Origin of the sequence: Amycolatopsis sp. Hca4 (genome assembly GCF_013364075.1) — a bacterium.
In the GTDB taxonomy this organism is placed as follows: Bacteria; Actinomycetota; Actinomycetes; order Mycobacteriales; family Pseudonocardiaceae; genus Amycolatopsis.
In genome coordinates this window covers 444,559-463,411 of record NZ_CP054925.1, presented here as the reverse complement: position 1 = coordinate 463,411, position 18,853 = coordinate 444,559, and the positions used below count along the sequence as shown (strand labels likewise).

The following is an 18,853-nucleotide window of genomic DNA, read 5'->3' as shown; positions in this document are numbered from 1 at the left end:
CTTCCGGTGGCGGCCCTTTTCGCGTGGCCGGACCGGGAGGAAGTGACCGTGGCACAACGGAGAGCCGCGCGCCCCGGCCGGGGCGCGCGGCTCTCCACGGTCTCAAGGTGCCGGAGTCAGCGCCGGCAGCTGCTCCAGCCACTCGCCGATGATCGCCGCCGTCAGCGGAGCGTGCTCCTGGGACAGGGCGAAGTGGTTCGACTGCACCGTGCGGATCGTGTCGGTGCCGTCCACCAGTGCCCGCTGCTCCGGTGGCGCTTCGCTGCCCTCCTCGCCGCAGCGGACCAGGATCTTCGGCACTGTCGTCCGGTGGTCCGCCATGGCCGGCAGCTTGTTCAGCCAGGACGCCATGCCCGAGAGCCGGGCCGCTTCGATCGTGGTGGTCTCCGACTGGATGCCGGTCATCAGGTCCTCGGCCATGCCCATGTAGTCGGTCGAGTCGTCACCGTCGTGGCGGAGGCTGAGCGTGTCCAGCATGACGACGCCCGCCGCCCGGATGCCCCACGTGTTCTCGAGCAGGCCGGCCGCGGCGAGGGCGAGCACGCCCCCGGAAGAGTGGCCGACGATCACGAACGGCTCGCCGTCCGCGGCCTCCAGCACGCTCTCCGCGACCACCCGGGCCGCGGCGGCCGCGGAAGCGGGCAGCGGCTCGCCCTGGGCGAACCCGATCAGCGGCAGCGACCGCACGGTCCGGACCCCCTGGAACTGCGCGGCGATCCGGGCGTACTGGTGCACGCCGCCGACCACCACCGGGGAGCTGATGCAGATCAGCCGCGGCCCGGCCGGGCCTTCGGCCAGGGTGAGCGGCGCGGGCAGCTCCTCCAGTTCGGCCGGTGCGTCGAAGGTGGGCCGGACGGCGGCGACCGCCTTGAGCATGTCCATGCCGGCCTGCAGCTTCCCGGCCCGCAGGGACTCGAAGAACAGGTGCCCGACCGTGTCGTGCACGGCCGCGCCGCCGCCGGAACCGGCGAACGCGCCGCCGTTCGCCAGTTCGGCCGCGAGCCAGCCGGCCAGCCGGGCCGGGGTCGGGTTGTCGAAGATCACCGTGGCCGGCAGCCGCAGCCCGGCCGCTTCGGCCAGGCTGTTGCGCAGTTGCACCGCGATGAGCGAGTCGAAGCCGGCGTCCATGAACTGGGTGTCCGCATCGACCGCGGCCGGGTCCGTGTGCCCGAGCGCGCGAGCCGCGTGCTCGACCACCACCGAGCGCAGCAGCGCCACCCGGTCGTCCGGCTCCAGCCCGCGCAGCCGCTCGGTCAGGCTCGGCCCGGCCGCCACCGGGCCGGCGGCGGCCGCGGACCGGCGCGGCGCCGGCACCAGGGTGCGCAGCACCGAGGGCACCGGGCCCTGGCCCCGCGCGGTGCCGGCGGGCAGCGCCACCAGCAGTGGCTCGATGGTGGCGACGGCCGCGTCGAACAGCGCCAGGCCCTGCTCGGGGTCGAGCATCGAGGCGGCGCCGGCCGCGGCCCGCCTGCGGTCGGCGGCGCTCAGCGTGCCGGTCATGCCGCTGGAGGCCCACGGGCCCCAGGCGATCGAGGTCGCCGGGAGGCCCTGCTGCCGGCGGTAGGCGGCCAGGGCGTCGAGGAAGGTGTTGGCGGCCGCGTAGTTGCTCTGCCCGCTGCCGCCGAGGATCCCGGCGATCGAGGAGTAGAGCACGAACGCGGCCAGCGGCTGGTCTTCGGTCGCCCGGTGCAGGTTCCACGCGGCATCGGCCTTGGGCGCGAGCACGGTGTCCAGCCGCTCGGGGGTCATCGACTCCAGCACGCCGTCGTCGAGGAGGCCCGCGGCGTGCACCACGGCCGTCAGCCGCACTCCGGACACCAGTTCGCGGACGGCCTCGAAGTCGCTGACGTCGCACGCCGCGAACGACACCGCCCCGCCCAGCTCCGCTCGCAGCTCCGCCGCCCCCGGGGCCGCGTCGCCCCGGCGGCCCACCAGCAGCACGTGCCGCTGCCCCTGGGCCACCAGGTGCCGGGCCAGGTGCGCAGCCAGCCCGCCGGTACCGCCGGTGACCAGCACGGTCGCCTCCCGGTCCCAGACCGGCGGCAGGGTGAACACGGCGTAGTCGTGCCGGGCGAGGGCCGCCGGCGCCTGCCGGAGGTCGAAGAGGGGCGCGCCCACGCGCAGGGCGCCGGCGTCGGTGACGCCCGGCGCCACCGGGGCCAGCGCCGAAGCGGCCACCACCAGGGGTGCGGTGCCGATCTCGCCGGAGACGGTGGTCGTGACCCGGTCGCCGACGGCCACCCCGGAGACCCCGGTCCCGGCTTCGGTCACCACGCCGGCGACCTGGACCGGGCCGGACCGGCCCAGCGCGGCCGCGGTGAGCCGCAGCCGGACGTCCTGCTCCCCCGTCGGCTCCTCGGCCGGGCCGGGCACGGCCCGCAGTTCGCCGTCGGCCCGTTCGACCACCCACGGTCCGGCCGGCGGCACCAGGGACGGCGCCTCGGCGAGCCGGGCCAGGCGGGCCACCCTGGCCACGCCGCCGCGCACCGCCACCTGCGGCTCGTCCGCGAGGAGGCCACCCAGGCCGGGCAGCGCGGCGAGCGACTCGGGCCGGTCGTCGACGTCGAGCAGCACGAACCGGTCCGGGTGCTCGGACTGCGCGGTGCGGACCAGCCCCCAGGCCGCCGAGGCAGCCAGGTCGGCGACCGTCGAGCCGGGCACGGCGACCGCGCCGCGCGTGACCACGACCAGCCGCGTCCCGGCCAGGTCCGGTCGCGAGACCCAGTCCTGGAGGACCTCGAGCACCTGCGCGGTCACCTCGTGCACGGCGGCCGCCCCGCCGCCGCCGACCTGGAACACCGCCCAGTCGGGCCGGGAGACGGCCAGCAGGGCGGCCGTGTCGGCCGTCGGCGCCCCGAGCGCGGCGGCCAGGCCGAAGACGTCACGGCGGAGCACCGACCAGCGCTGCCCGGTGGCCGCCGGAACCGGCTGCTCCGGCCAGCCGAGGTGCAGCAGGCCGTCGCGGGCGCCGGTGGCCGCCGGTGCGGTGGCGGAGCGCAGCAGGAGCGAGCGCACCGAGAGCACCGGGTTCCCCGCCACGTCGGTGGCGGCCAGGGTGACGGTCTCGCCGTCCTGGTGCCAGTGCGCCCGCAGCTGCCGCGCGCCGCTCGCGTGCAGCGTCACGCCGTTCCACGAGAACGGCAGCCGGCCGCCGCTGCGTTCCGGCGACACGTTCGCCTGCAGCGCCGCGTCCAGCAGGGCCGGGTGGATCCCGAACCCCCCGTCCGCGGCGGCGTCCACGGGCAGCTCCACGTCGGCGTAGAGGTCGTCGCCGGCGCGCCAGACCGAGCGCAGGCCCTGGAAGGCCGGGCCGTAGACCAGGCCGGTGGCGGCCATCCGGGCGTAGAAGTCGGTGAAGTCGACCGGTTCGGCACCGGCCGGCGGCCACGCCGTGGCCGCCGGGCCGGCGGGCACCGGTTCCGGGGCGAGCACCCCGCCGGCGTGCTCGGTCCACGCCCGGGTGGCGTCCCCGGCCGGGCGGGAGTAGATCCGCACGTCCCGGTGTCCGGCGGTGTCCGCGCGGCCCACCACGACCTGCAGCGACACCGTCTCCGTGCGGCCGAGCACCAGCGGCACGGACAGCGTCAGTTCTTCGACCCGCGCGCAGCCGACCTGGTCGGCGGCCCGGATCGCCAGCTCGAGGAAGCCGGTGCCGGGGAACAGCACGGTGCCGCCGACCTGGTGATCGGCCAGCCACGGGTGGGTGGCCGTCGAGACGCTGCCGGTCAGCAGCACGCCGTGGTCGTCGGCCAGGCCGACCGACGCGCTCAGCAGCGGGTGCCCGGCGCCGATCAGCCCCCAGTCGGTCGCGTCGCCGGTGCGGGCGGACGGCGTCGGCCAGAACCGCCGGTGCTGGAACGGGTAGGTCGGCACCGGCACGGTGCGCCCGCCGAGGTCGGCGTAGCACCGGTCCAGAGCCACTTCGGCGCCGGCCGCCCAGACCTGGCCGAGTGCGGTGACCGCGGCGGCCTCCTCCGGCGCCTCGCGCAGTGCGGGCACGACGGTGGCCGTGCGGCCGGTGTCGGCCAGGGTCTGGCTCATCATCGACGTCAGCGCGTGCCCGGGGCCGATCTCCAGCAGGGTGCCCACCCCGGCGTCGAGCAGGGCCAGGACGCCGTCGGCGAAGCGCACCGGCTCGCGCACGTGCCGCACCCAGTACTCGACGTCGCGCACCTCGCCGGTCACCGGACGGCCGGTCAGGGTGGAGACGAGCGGGAGGGACGGCTCGTGCAGGTCGATCCCGGCCAGCGCGGACCGGAACTCCGCGAGCATCGGCTCCATCAGCGGCGAGTGGAAGGCGTGGGACACGGCCAGCCGCTTGGTCCGGCGGCCCCACGCCTCGACCTGGCCGGCCACGGCGGTGACGGCCGGCTCGGTCCCGGCGACGACCACCGCGCCCGGTGCGTTCAGCGCCGCGATCGCCACCTGCTCGCCGTGGGCCTCGAGCAGGGGCGCGACCTCGGCCTCGGTGGCCGGCAACGCCACCATCGCCCCGCCGGCGGGCAGCGCCTGCATCAGGCGCGCCCGGGCGGCCACCACCCGGGCGGCGTCGGCCAGGGACAGCACGCCGGCCACGTGCGCGGCCGCGATCTCGCCGATGCTGTGCCCGGCCACCGCGGCCGGCTTCAGGCCCCAGGACTCCCACAGCCGGAACAGGGCGACTTCGACGGCGAACAGCGCCGGTTGCGCCCAGCCGGTCTCGTTCAGCGCGGCCTCGTCCTCGCCCCACAGCACGTCTTCGAGCGAGCCCGGCAGCAGTGGGTCGAGGTGGCCGCAGATCTCGTCCAGGGCTTCGGCGAAGACCGGGAAGGCGGCGGCGAGCTCCCGGCCCATGCCCGGCCGTTGGGCGCCCTGCCCGGAGAACACCACGCCCACGCCCGGGTTTCCGGCCACGCCGGCGGCGACCTCGGGCCGGTCGGTGGTGTCCGGGCTGGCCAGCAGCACGGCCCGGTGGTCCAGCGCGGAGCGGCCGGTCAGCGAGCGGCCGATGTCCACCGGCGAGCCGTCGCACGCCCGCACCCGCTCGATCTGGGCCCGCAGCGCGGCTTCGGACTTGGCCGACACCGGCCAGGGCAGCGCCGTCGCGGTGCGCCGCGGGGCGGCGGGTGCCGCGGCCGGCTCGTCCGCCTGTTCCAGGATGACGTGCGCGTTGGTGCCGCTGACGCCGAAGGAGGACACCCCGGCCCGGCGCGGCCGGCCGGTGTCCGGCCAGCCGACCGCTTCGGTGAGGATTTCGGCCCGGCCGGCGGACCAGTCCACGTGCGAGGACGGCTTGTCCACGTTGAGGGTCTTGGGGGCGATGCCGTGGCGCATGGCCAGCACCATCTTGATCACGCCGGCCGCGCCCGCGGCGGCCTGGGTGTGCCCCAGGTTGGACTTGACCGAGCCCAGCAGCACCGGGGTTTCCCGGTCCCGGCCGTAGGTGGCCAGCAGGGCCTGGGCCTCGATCGGGTCGCCGAGAGTCGTGCCGGTGCCGTGCGCCTCGACCACGTCGACGTCCGATGTGGACAGTCCGGCACTGGCCAGCGCCTGCGTGATGACCCGCTGCTGGGACGGCCCGTTGGGGGCGGTGAAGCCGTTGGACGCGCCGTCGGAGTTGACCGCGGAGCCGCGCAGCACGGCCAGGACGTGGTGCCCGTTGCGCCGCGCGTCGGACAGCTTTTCCAGCACCAGCAGGCCGATGCCCTCGGACCAGCCGGTGCCGTCGGCGGCGTCGGCGAAGGCCTTGCAGCGGCCGTCGGCGGCCAAGGCGCCCTGCCGGGTGAAGCCGGCGAACCTCAGCGCGGTGGACATCACGGTGACGCCACCGGCCAGGGCCAGCGTGCACTCCCCCGACCGCAGCGCCTGCGCGGCCAGGTGCATCGCCACGAGCGCCGAAGAGCAGGCGGTGTCCACGGTGACGGCCGGGCCCTCCAGGCCCAGGGTGTAGTTGACGCGGCCGGCCAGCGCGCTGGCGGCCAGGCCGGTGCCGGCGTGCCCGTCCACGTCCTCGGCCGAGCGCAGCACGAGGTTGCCGTAGTCCTGGCCGTCGGTCCCGGCGAACACCCCGGTTCGGCTGCCCCGCAGGGCCAGCGGGTCGATCCCGGCCCGCTCGAACGCCTCCCACGACAGCTCCAGCAGCAGCCGCTGCTGCGGGTCCATGGCGACGGCCTCGCGCGGGGACACCCCGAAGAACGCGGCGTCGAACCCGCCGACGTCGTGCAGGAACCCGCCCTCCAGGGTGGCGCTCGCCCCGCGGCCCTCGCCGGCCAGCGCGGCCACGTCCCAGCCGCGGTCCTCCGGGAACGGGCCGATCGCGTCCTGCCCGGCCTCGACCAGCCGCCACAGGTCCTCGGGGCTGTCGATGCCGCCGGGGAACCGGCAGGCCAGGCCGACGATGGCGACGGGCTCGTGGCGCCCGGCTTCGGCTTCCTCCAGCCGCCGCCGGGTCTCGTGCAGATCCGCGGTGACCCACTTGAGGTAGTCGACGAGCTTCTTGTCGTCCGGCATCGGGCGTCCTTTCTGCTGCGCGTGCGTGGATCAGCGGTTCTTCAGCCGGCCGAGTTCGTTGTCGATGAAGGCGAAGACGTCGTCGGTGCTGGCGGACTCGATGAGTTCGGCCACCCCGTCCCCGGCTCCGGTGTCGTGGTCGCTCGTGCCCCACTGCGCCAGCAGCGCGCGCAGCCGGCCGGCGACGCCGGTGCGGGTCACCTCGTCCGGTGCGCCGGCCGCCATCGCGGCTTCGAGCCGGTCCAGTTCGGCCAGCACCGACGGCCCGCTGTCGAGGCCGGTGCCCTCGGCCAGTTCGGCCAGCAGGTGCGCGGCCAGCGCCCGCGGCGTGGCGTAGTCGAACACGAGCGTCGCGGACATCCGCAGCCCGGTGGCGGCGGTCAGCCGGTTGCGCAGTTCGACGGCGGTCAGCGAGTTGACGCCGAGTTCCTGGAACTCCCGGTCGGCCTTCACCTCGCCGGGTGACGGCAGGGCCAGCACCGCGGCGGCCTCACCGCGCACGAGGTCGAGCAGCAGGGTGAGCCGGTCGTCCTCGGGCAGCGCAGTCAGCTTCTCCACCAGCCCGGCCTGCGAAGCGGCCGCGCCGGCGGCCGTCCGCCGGGCCGCCCGGACCAGGTTGCGCAGCAGCGGCGGCACGTCGGCCGGCGCCGCGGCCCCGGCCGGGTTCGTCGCGGTGGCGACGATCAGCGGCTCGTCCGCGCCGATGGCGGCGTCGAACATGGCCAGGCCCGGCCCCGCTTCGATTTCGGCCACCCCGCCGGCCTTGGTACGGTGCCGATCGGCCTCGCTGAGCGTGCTGGTCATGCCGCTGGAGGCCCACGGGCCCCAGGCGATCGAGGTCGCCGGGAGGCCCTGCTGCCGGCGGTGGACGGCCAAGGCGTCCAGCGTGGTGTTGGCCGCCGCGTAGTTGCCCTGCCCACCGGCCCCGAACACGCCGGCCACCGAGGAGTAGAGCACGAACGCGGCCAGCGGCTGGTCTTCGGTCGCCCGGTGCAGGTTCCACGCGGCATCGGTCTTGGGCGCGAGCACGGTGTCGAGCCGCTCGGGGGTCATCGACTCCAGCACCCCGTCGTCGAGGATCCCGGCGGCGTGCACCACGGCCGTCAGCCGGAGGTCCGAGACCAGGTCACGCACGGCTGCGAAGTCGCTGACGTCGCACGCGGCGAACGACACCGCCCCGCCCAGCTCCGCTCGCAGCTCCGCCGCCCCCGGTGCCGCGTCACCACGGCGGCCCACCAGCAGCACGTGCCGCTGCCCCTGAGCCACCAGGTGCCGGGCCAGGTGCGCAGCCAGCCCGCCGGTACCGCCGGTGACCAGCACCGTCGCCTCCCGGTCCCAGACCGGCGGCATGGTCAGCACCAGCTTGCCGATGTGCTTGGCCTGCTGCATGTGGCGGAACGCGCTGCGGGCGCGGCGCACGTCCCAGGCGCGGACCGGCAGCGGCTGGATCGCGTCCTTGGCGAACAGCCGGAGCAGCTCGGCCAGCATTTCGCCCATCCGGTCCGGGCCGGCCTCGGACAGGTCGAACGCCCGGTACCGCACGCCCGGCGGGTTCTCCCGGACGTCGGTCTTGCCCATCTCCAGGAAGTGCCCGCCCGGTTTGAGCAGGCGCAGGGAAGCGTCGATGAACTCACCGGTCAGCGAATTCAGCACCACGTCCAGGCCGTCACCGGTCAGCGGCGCGAACACCGCCTCGAAGTCCGTCGTGCGCGAGGAAGCGATGTGGTCGTCGGGAATTCCCATGGCCCGCAGGGTTTCCTGCTTGGCCGGGCTCGCGGTGGCGAACACCTCCGCACCCAGGTGCTTCGCCAGCTGGACGGCGGCCATGCCGACACCGCCGGTTCCCGCGTGCACCAGCACTTTCTGCCCGGCTCGCAGGTCGGCCAGGTCGGTGAAGGCGTAATAGGCGGTGAGGAACACCAGCGGCACCGAGGCCGCGGTCTCGTCGGTCCAGTCGTCCGGTACGCGGGTGAGGATGCGCTCGTCGAGGGTGAGCGGCGCGGTGCGGATGCTGCCGGGCACGATGCCCATGGCCCGGTCGCCGACGGCCAGCCCGGTCACGTCCGGGCCGACCTCGGTGACCACGCCGACGCCCTCGGCGCCGAGCGGGCCCGCCTGGCCCGGGTACAGGCCCAGTGCGTTGAGCACGTCCCGGAAGTTCATGCCCGCCGCGGTGATCCGCAGCCGGACCTCCCGGCCCCGCAGCGGCCGCGCGGGCTCGTCGACCGGAGCGAGGTACAGGTCGTCCAGGCTGCCGGAGTGCTTGCTGTCCAAGCACCACTCCGTCGACGGCGGTACCAGCGAGGGCGATGTGGCCAGCCGGGCCAGCCGGGCCACCCGCACCACGCCGTCGCGCACCGCGATCTGCGGCTCCTCCCGCAGGAGGGAGGCCGCGAGCCCGGGCAGCACGCCGGCGCTCCCGGCGTCGAGGTCGAGCAGCACGAACCGGTCCGGGTGCTCGGACTGGGCCGTGCGCACCAGCCCCCACACCGCCGCCGCCGCCGGATCGGTCACCTCGTCCACCGCACCCCGCGTCACCACGACCAGCCTGGACTCCGCCAACTCGGGCCGGGACAACCAGTCCTGCAACACACCCAGCACCCGAGCCGCAGCCACGTGCGCCGCGGACGGCCCGGCCGCGGCGCCGCCGCCATCGATTTCGAGCACCGCCCAGTCCGGCACCGAGCCGGACTCGGCCAGCTCGCCCGGCGAACCGGCGGCCTGTCCGTCCACAACGGACCGCAAGCCGAAGGTGTCCGGGCCGATGACCGCCCAACGCTGTCCGGCCGCCGAGCCGGTGGGCTCCACGGTCTCCCACTCCAGGCGCAGCAGGGAATCCCGCACGTCGGCGGCCGGTGCGGCGGCCGCGGCGGTGGTGGCCGAGCGCAGCAGCAGCGACTCGACCGAGATCACCGGGTGGCCGGCCGGGTCGGTGGCGGCCAGCGACACGGCGTCGCCGTCGCGCCGCCAGCGCACCCGCAGCACCGTGGCGCCGTCGGCGTGCAGGCTGACACCGCTCCACGAGAAGGCAGCAACCCCTGTCCCGAGCCGGCGTCGAACAATTCGCCGCTGACCTGGAGGGCGGCGTCCAGCAGGGCCGGGTGCAGGCCGAACCCGGCCGCGCCGGAGACCGCCGGTTCGGGCAGCGCCACCTCGGCGTACAGGTCTTCACCGTCGCGCCAGGCACCACGCAGGCCCTGGAAGACCGGGCCGTACACCAGACCGGATCCGGCCAGGTCGGTGTAGAAGGTGTCGAGGCCGACCGCCTCGGCCCCGGCCGGCGGCCACTGCGCGGGAACCCAGTCCGTGCGGGTCTCCTCGGGGGCGAGCACGCCGGTGGCGTGGTGGGTCCACGTGCCGTCCGAGGCGGCGGGCCGGGAGTGGATGCGCAGGTCGCGGCGGCCGGTTTCGTCCGGGGCCCCGGCCGTCACCCGCACGGCGACGGCCTCGCCCCGGGTCAGCACCATCGGCACGGCCAGGGTCAGCTCCTGCACCTGCCGGCACTCCACGTGGTCCCCGGCCCGCACGGCGAGTTCGAGGAACCCGGTGCCGGGGAACAGGATCGCGGTGCCGACCTGGTGGTCGGCCAGCCACGGGTGGGTGGTGGTGGACAGCCGGCCGGTGAGCACGACGCCTTCGTCGTCGGGCAAGCCGACCGCCGCGCCGAGCAGCGGGTGCCGCGCGGAGACCAGGCCCCAGTCGGCGGCGCTGCCGGTGCGGCCGGTGGCCGTGGGCCAGAACCGCGTCTCCTGGAACGGGTACGTCGGCAGGTCGATCCGGCGGCCGCCCAGCCCGGTGAAGAACCCGCGCCAGTCGACGTCGACGCCGGCGACGAAGGCCGCGCCCAGCGCCGTCACCGCCGAGCGCTCTTCGGGCGCCTCGCGCAGCGCCGGGATCACCACCACCGCGGGGTCGTCGGCGATCTCGTGGACCATCGAGGACAGGCTCGTGCCGGGGCCCAGTTCCACGAACACCGACACGCCGGTGTCCCGCATGGCCGCGACGCCGTCGGCGAACCGCACCGGCTCCCGCACGTGCCGCACCCAGTACTCCGGGTTGCACACCTCATTGCTCACCAAGGCGCCGGTGAGATTCGAAACCAGGGGAATCCGCGGCTCGGCGAACGTCAGACCCGCCACCACCGACCGGAACTCCGCCAGCATCGGCTCCACCAACGGCGAATGGAACGCATGCGACACCGGCAGCCGCTTGACCCGATGTCCCCGCTCCCGCAACACCTCCGCGATCTCCAGCACCACCGGCTCAACCCCGGCCAGCACCACTGACCGCGGCCCGTTCACCGCCGCGATCGACACCTCGTCCGCACGACCGGCCAGCAACGGTGACACCACGTCCTCGGCCGCCCCCACTGCCACCATCGCGCCACCAGACGGCAACGCCTGCATCAACCGTGCCCGCGCCGACACCAACGCCGCCGCATCCGGCAACGACAACACCCCGGCCACGTGCGCCGCCGCGATCTCACCCACCGAGTGACCCGCGACCGAGCCGAACCGCACTCCCCACGACTCCCACAGCCGGTAGAGCGCGACCTCGACGGCGAACAACGCGGGCTGCGTGAACCGGGTCTGCTCGAGGTTCTCGCCGGACCACATCACCTCGCGCAACCCGGGAATGTCCAGAGTGGACAAAATCTCGGTGAAAGCTTCGGCGAACACCGGGAACCGGGCCGCCAGCTCACGCCCCATCCCGGCCTGTTGCGCGCCCTGGCCGGAGAACACCGCCCCGGCCGAAACTTCACGGGCCTCGCCGGAAGCCACCTGGACACCGTCCAGCAGCACCGCCCGGTGCTCGAACACCGACCGCGTCGTCGCCAGCGAGAACCCGACGTCCACCGGATCACCGGCGCAGTCCCGCACCCGCGCGACCTGCTCCGCCAACGCCGCTTCGCTCTTGGCCGAAACCACCCACGGCACCACACCGGCCTCGACCGGCCGGGCCTCGGCGACCACCGGCTCGGCCGGCGCCTGCTCCAGGATCACGTGCGCGTTCGTGCCACTGACCCCGAAGGCCGACACGCCGGCCCGACGCGGCCGGTCCACCGACGGCCACGTGGCCGGCTCGGTGAGCAGGGAGACCGCACCGGACTCCCAGTCCACATGCGTCGAGGGCGCGTCGACGTTGAGGGTCCGCGGGGCGAGGCCGTGGTCGAGCGCCTGCACCATCTTGATCACCCCGGCCACCCCGGCCGCGGCCTGGGTGTGCCCGAGGTTGGACTTGACCGACCCCAGCAGCAGCGGGATTTCGCGCTCCCGGCCGTAGGTGGCCAGCAGGGCTTGGGCCTCGATCGGGTCGCCCAGCCGCGTGCCCGTGCCGTGTCCTTCGACGACGTCGACGTCCGAGGTGGACAGTCCGGCGGACGCCAGTGCCTGGCGGATCACCCGCTGCTGCGACGGCCCGTTGGGCGCGGTGAAGCCGTTGGACGCGCCGTCGGAGTTGACCGCCGAACCGGCGACGACGGCCAGCACGCGGTGGCCGCGGCGGCGGGCGTCGGACAGCCGCTCCAGCACCAGCACGCCGGCGCCCTCGGACCAGCCGGTGCCGTCCGCGCTGTCGGCGTAGGCCTTGCACCGGCCGTCCTGGGCGAGGCCGCCCTGGCGGCCGAACTCGGCGAAGGGCACCGGGGACGACATCACGGTCACCCCGCCGGCCAGTGCCAGCGAGCAGTCGCCGTTGCGCAGCGCCTGCGCCGCCAGGTGCAGGGCGACCAGGGACGAGGAGCAGGCGGTGTCGATCGACACCGACGGGCCCTCCAGGCCGAAGGTGTAGGACAGCCGGCCGGAGATCACACTGACCGTGGTGCCGGTCATCACGAACCCTTCGGCCGCCGGGTCGCCGAACAGCAGGCCGGCGTAGTCGGCGTCGGAGGCGCCGATGTAGACGCCGGTGGGCGTGCCGGCCAGCGACAGCGGGTCGATGCCGGCCCGCTCGATCGCCTCCCACGCGGTCTTCAGCAGCACCCGCTGCTGCGGGTCCATGGCGATGGCCTCACGCGGCGAGATGCCGAAGAACGCCGGGTCGAACTGGGCGGCGTCGGTGAGGAACCCGCCGACCGGGGACAGCGACACGGTGTTGCCCTCCGGGGTGTACCGGCTCGCGTCCTCCCAGCCGCGGTCGCCGGGGAAGCCGGAGATCACGTCCCGGCCGTCCACGACGAGCTGCCACAGGTCTTCCGGGGTGCGGATCCCGCCCGGGTAGTGGCAGCTCATGCCGACGACGGCGATCCGGTCGTCGTCCGGCGCCGGGCCGGTGGTCACCGCGGGTACGCCGGCGGCGGGGGCGGCCTCGCCGAGGACCTCGGTGAGCAGGAACGTGGCCAGCCGGACCGGCGTCGGGTAGTCGAACACCAGGGTCGCGGGCAGCCGCTGCCCGGTCGCCCCGGCCAGCCGGTTGCGCAGCTCGACCGAGCTGAGCGAGTCGAACCCGAGTTCCCGGAACTCCTGTTTCGCGCCGACGAGGTCCATCGAGGGGTGGCCGAGCACGGCGGCCGCCTCGGCGCGGATGATGCCCAGCAGGTGCTGGTGCCGGTCCGCCTCCCGCATCCCGGCCAGTTCCGCGGCCAGGCCGCCCGGGGCGAGCGGGCCGGCCGCGGCGGCGGTGCGGCGGGCGCCGCGGACCAGGTCGCGCAGGATGGGCGGGACCGCGCCCCCGGCCGCGGCCGGGCCGCCCGCGGTGGCCATCAGCACCGGCTCGCCGGTGGCGATCGCCGTGTCGAACATGGCCAGGCCCGGCCCGGCTTCGATACCGGTCAGGCCCGCGGCCGCGGTCCGGCGGCGGTCGGTCTCGGAGAGGTCGGCGGTCATGCCGCTGGAGGCGGCCCACGGTCCCCAGGCCACCGAGGTGGCCGGCAGGCCGAGCCGGTGCCGGTAGCCGGCCAGCGCGTCCATGGCCACGTTGGCGGCGGCGTAGCTGCCCTGGCCGGGGCTGCCGACCAGGCCGGCGGCCGAGGAGTACAGCACGAACGCGGCCAGCGGCTGGTCGAGGGTGGCCTGGTGCAGGTACCAGGCGGCGTCCACCTTGGGCGCCAGCACGGTGTCCAGGCGTTCCGGGGTGATGGATTCGAGCACACCGTCGGCCACCACACCGGCCGCGTGCACGACCGCCGTGATGGTCCGGCCGTCGACCAGCGCCCGCACGGCGACCGGGTCGCTGACGTCGCAGGCCGCGAACGACACCGCGGCACCGAGCTCGGCTCGCAGTTCCGCGGCACCCGGGGCGGTGTCACCACGGCGGCCCACCAGCAGCACGTGCCGCTGGCCCTGGGCGACGAGGTGCCGGGCCAGGTGCGCGGCCAGGCCGCCGGTGCCACCGGTGACCAGCACCGTCGCCTCCCGGTCCCAGACCGGCGGCATGGTCAGCACGAGCTTGCCGATGTGCTTGGCCTGCGCCATGAAGCGGAAGGCGTCCCGGCAGCGGCGGATGTCCCAGGCGGTGATCGGCAACGGTGCCAGCACGCCGCGCGCGAACAGGCCCAGCAGCGCGGTCAGCATTTCGCCGATCCGGTCCGGGCCGGCCTCGCCGAGGTCGAAGGAGCGGTACCGGACGCCCGGCGGGTTCTCCCGGAGATCGGTCTTGCCCATTTCGAGGAAGTGCCCGCCCGGTTTGAGCAGGCGCAGGGAAGCGTCGATGAACTCACCAGTCAGCGAGTTCAGCACCACGTCCAGGCCGTCACCGGTCAGCGGCGCGAACGCCGCCTCGAAGTCCGTCGTGCGCGAGGAAGCGATGTGGTCGTCGGGGATGCCCAGCCCGCGCAGCGTGTCCTGCTTGGCCGGGCTCGCGGTGGCGAACACCTCCGCCCCCAGGTGCTTCGCCAGCTGGATCGCCGCCATGCCGACACCGCCGGCGCCGGCGTGCACCAGCACCTTCTGTCCCGGCCGCAGGTTCGAGAGATCCGTGAACGCGTAGAACGCGGTGAGGAACGCCAGCGGCACCGAAGCCGCGGTCTCGTCGGTCCAGCCGTCCGGGACGCGGTGCACGATCCGCTCGTCGACCACGACCGGGGCCGAGCCGATGCCGCCGGGCGAGATGCCCATGACCCGGTCGCCGACGGTCAGGCCGGTCGCGTCCGGGCCGAGCTCGGTGACCACGCCGGCGACCTCGGAGCCCAGCGGGCCGGCCGGGCCCGGGTACAGCCCGAGCGCGTTGAGCACGTCGCGGAAGTTGATGCCGGTCGCGGTGATCCGCAGCCGGACCTCCCGGTCGCGCAGGGGCCGCGGTTCCTCGGTGACCGGCGCCAGGTACAGGTCGTCCAAGCTGCCGGAATGCCTGCTGTCCAGCCGCCACTCCCCCGGCGGGGGCACCAGCGAGGGCGCCGTCGCCAGGCGGCCCAGCCGGGCCACCCGCACGACGCCGTCCCGCACGGCCACCTGGGGTTCGTCCGCGAACACCGACGCGGCCAGCCGCGGCAGCAGGGCGGCGCCGCCGGCGTCGAGGTCGAGCAGCACGAACCGGCCGGGGTGCTCGGACTGGGCGCTGCGCACCAGCCCCCACACCGCGGCCGCCGCCGGATCGGTCACCTCGTCCACCGCACCCCGCGTCACCACGACCAGCTTGGATTCTTCCAACTCGGGCCGGGACAACCAGTCCTGCAACACACCCAGCACACGAGCCGCAGCGTCGTGGGCCACGGACGGCCCGGCGGCCACGTCCCCGCCGTCGACCTGGACCAGGGCCCAGTCCGGGACCACCCCGGAATCGGCCAGCTCGCCCGGCGAACCGGCGGCCTGTCCGTCCACAACGGACCGCAAGCCGAAGGTGTCCGGGCCGATGACCGCCCAGCCGAGGTCGGGGACCTCGGCCGGTTCGGGCCGGGACAGCGGCGGGAAGTGCAGCCGCAGCAACGCGTCCTGCGCGGCGGGCGCGGCCGAGATCCGGCCGGCGGGCGCGCGCAGGACCAGGGACTCGACCGAAAGCACCGGGTTGTCCGCCACGTCGGTGGCCGACAGGGTGAACGAGTCGCCGGCCCGCTGCCAGCGCACCCGCAGCACGCTGGCGCCGGCGGCGTGCAGGCTGACGCCGTTCCAGGAGAACGGCATCAGGTTCTTGCCCGCGTTGGCCGCGAAGAACGAGCTGGCCTGCAGGGCCGCGTCCAGCAGCGCCGGGTGGAGACCGTAGGCGGCCGCGTCCTGGGCCGCCTGCGGGAACTCCACTTCGGCGTACAGGTCTTCGCCCTGCTGCCACAGCGCACGCAGCCCCTCGAAGGACGGTCCGTAGACCAGGCCGCCGGCCGCCATCCGGGCGTAGAAGTCGTCGATGGCCACGGGTTCCGCGCCGGCCGGGGGCCACTGCGCGGGCGCCCAGCCGCCGCGCGTCTCCGCGGGGGCGAGCACACCGGTGGCGTGGTGGGTCCACGTGCCGTCCGAGGCGGCGGGCCGCGAGTGGATCCGCAGGTCGCGGCGGCCGTCCGGGTCGGGCGCGCCCACCACGACCTGGACGTCGGCCGCTTCGCCCGCGCCGAACACCATCGGGACGGCCAAGGTGAGCTCCTGCACCTGCCGGCAGCCGACCTGGTCGGCCGCGCGGACGGCCAGTTCCAGGAAGCCGGTGCCCGGGAACACCACGGCGTCACCGAGGACGTGGTCGCCGATCCAGGGGTGGGTGGCCACCGAGAGCCGGCCGGTCAGCACCGCGCCCTGGTCGTCGGCCAGCGGCACGGCCGCGCCGAGCAGCGGGTGCCCGGCGGGCACCAGGCCCCAGTCGGCCACCTTGCCGGCGCGGGTGGTGCTCTTCGGCCAGAACCGCGTCTCCTGGAACGGGTACGTCGGCAGGTCGATCCGGCGGCCACCCAGCCCGGCGAAGAACGCCGGCCAGTCGACGCCGGCTCCGGCCACGAAAGCCGCGCCCAGCGCCGAAACCACCGATCGTTCCTCCGCCGTGTCCCGCAACACCGGAATGACCGCGGCATCGTCGACAATCTGGTGCACCATCGAGGCCAGCGCGGATCCCGGACCCACCTCCACGAACACCGAGGCACCGGCATCACGCATCGCCGCGATCCCGGCCGCGAACCGCACGGGTTCACGCACGTGCCGGACCCAGTACTCCGGGTCACGCACCTCATCCGTCACCAACGCCCCGGTCAGGTTCGAGACCAGCGGAATCGTCGGTTCGGCGAGCTGCACACCCGCCATGACCGACCGGAACTCCGCCAGCATCGGCTCCATCAACGGCGAATGGAACGCATGCGACACCGACAGCCGCTTGACCCGATGTCCCCGCTCCCGCAACACCTCCGCAATCTGCAGCACCACCGGCTCAACACCCGCCAGCACCACCGACTGCGGCCCGTTGACCGCCGCGATCGACACCGCGTCGTCGTGACCGGCCAGCAGCGGCGACACCACATCCTCGCCGGCACCCACCGCCACCATCGCGCCACCGGACGGCAACGCCTGCATCAACCGACCACGCGCGGCAACCAGCGCACACGCGTCCGGAAGCGAAAACACTCCGGACACGTACGCCGCCGCGATCTCCCCCACCGAATGCCCGGCCACGAAAGCCGCCTTGACGCCCCACGACTCGAACAGGCGGAACAACGCCACCTCGACCGCGAACAGCGCGGGCTGCGTGAACCGGGTCTGCTCCAGGTTCTGCCCGGACCACATGGCCTCGCGCAGGCCGTCGACGGCCAGCTCGGCCAGCACTTCGTCCAGGGCCTTGGCGAACACCGGGAAGCGAGCCGACAGCTCCCGGCCCATGCCCGCGCGCTGCGCACCCTGGCCCGAAAACACCATTCCCACCACGGCATCCGTGGCTTCGCCGGAGGCCACCACGTCGACACCATCCAGCAGCACCGCCCGGTGCTCGAACACCGACCGCGTCGTCGCCAGCGAGAACCCGACGTCCACCGGATCACCGGCGCAGTCCCGCACCCGCGCGACCTGCTCGGCCAGTGCTTCCCGGGTCTTCGCCGAAACGACCCACGGCACCACACCGGCCTCGACCGGCCGGGCCTCGGTCGCCACCGGCTCCGCCGGTGCTTCCTCCAGGATCACGTGCGCGTTCGTGCCACTGGCCCCGAACGACGACACCGCAGCCCGGCGCGGCCGGTCCACCGACGGCCACGCGGCCGGTTCGGTGAGCAGCTCCAGCGCCCCGGAAGACCAGTCGACGTGCGACGACGGCTCGGTCACGTGCAGCGTCCGCGGGACGACGCCGTGGCGCATCGCGAGCACCATCTTCATGACGCCGGCGACGCCGGACGCGGCCTGGGTGTGCCCGATGTTGGACTTGACCGAACCCAGCAGCAGCGGGTGTTCCCGCTCGGTCCGGCCGTAGGTCGCCAGCAGCGAACGGGCCTCGATGGGGTCACCCAGCTTGGTGCCGGTGCCGTGCGCCTCCAGGACGTCGACCTCGTCCGGGCCGAGCCCGGCGGCGGCCAGCGCCGCGCGGATCACCTTCTGCTGGGCGCCGCCGCTGGGCGCGGTCAGGCCGTTGGAGGTGCCGTCCTGGTTGACGGCCAGGCCGCGCACCACCGCCAGCACCGGGTGCCCGAGCCGCCGGGCGTCGGACAGCCGCTCGACCAGCAGCATCCCGGCGCCCTCGGCCCAGCCGGTGCCGTCGGCGCTGTCGGAGAACGCCTTGCAGCGGCCGTCCGGGGACAGGGCGCCCTGCGCGGAGAACTCGGTGAACCCGGCCGGGGTGGACATCACCATGACGCCACCGGCGAGCGCGATCGAGCACTCGCCCGCCCGCAGGGCCTGCACGGCCAGGTGCAGGGAGACCAGCGAGGACGAGCACCCGGTGTCCACGGACATGGTCGGGCCCTGCAGGCCGAAGGTGTAGGCCAGCCGGCCGGAGAGCAGGCTGGCCGACTGCGCTGTCTGCCAGTCCACGTGCCCGTGGGGCATCCGGTAGTCGCCGCTGCCGCCGCCGACGAACACGCCGGTGTCGCTGCCGCGCAGGGAAAGCGGGTCGATGCCCGCCCGTTCCACGGCTTCCCAGGCGACGGTCAGCACCAGCCGCTGCTGCGGGTCCATCACCATCGCCTCGTTGGGCGAGATGCGGAAGAACCCGGGGTCGAAGTCGGCCACGTTCGCCAGGAAGCCGCCCTGGCGGGTGACGCTTTCGCCGGTGCCGTCGGGGCCGCCGTGGTACAGCGCGTCCAGGTCCCAGCCGCGGTCCGCGGGCATCTCGCCGATGGCGTCGCCGCCCGACTCGACCAGCCGCCACAGGTCCTCCGGCGAGCGCACCCCGCCGGGGTAGCGGCAGGCCATGCCCACGATGGCGATGGGCTCCCTGGCCGCCGCCTGCAGCTGCCGGTTCTGCCGGCGCAGCCGATCGGTCTCCTTCATCGCCGCGCGCAGTGCTTCGACGACCTTGTCGCCGGATGCCGCCATGG

General features: G+C 74.8%; 3 protein-coding genes. All 3 read right to left on the bottom strand.

All coding sequences use genetic code 11. The annotated features are described in order from the left end of the window. Window positions 1–102: 102 nt before the first annotated feature. From HUT10_RS01975 to HUT10_RS50330, 3 genes are read right to left on the bottom strand one after another with little or no spacing between them, the layout of a single operon-like run. Window positions 103–6,489: a type I polyketide synthase gene (locus HUT10_RS01975; protein WP_176169604.1), complete on the bottom strand. Its 6,387-nt coding sequence runs from the start codon at window positions 6,487–6,489 to the stop codon at window positions 103–105. 30 nt (window positions 6,490–6,519) lie between these two features. Continuing rightward, on the bottom strand, window positions 6,520–9,465 hold the full coding sequence (locus tag HUT10_RS50335) for an SDR family NAD(P)-dependent oxidoreductase (RefSeq protein ID WP_176169603.1): 2,946 nt from the start codon (window positions 9,463–9,465) through the stop codon (window positions 6,520–6,522). Continuing rightward, the gene (locus HUT10_RS50330; RefSeq protein WP_254896620.1) at window positions 9,399–18,851 is read right to left on the bottom strand and encodes a type I polyketide synthase; all 9,453 of its coding nucleotides are present in this window, start codon (window positions 18,849–18,851) and stop codon (window positions 9,399–9,401) included. Before HUT10_RS50330 ends, HUT10_RS50335 begins: the two co-directional genes overlap by 67 nt. Window positions 18,852–18,853: the final 2 nt, after the last annotated feature.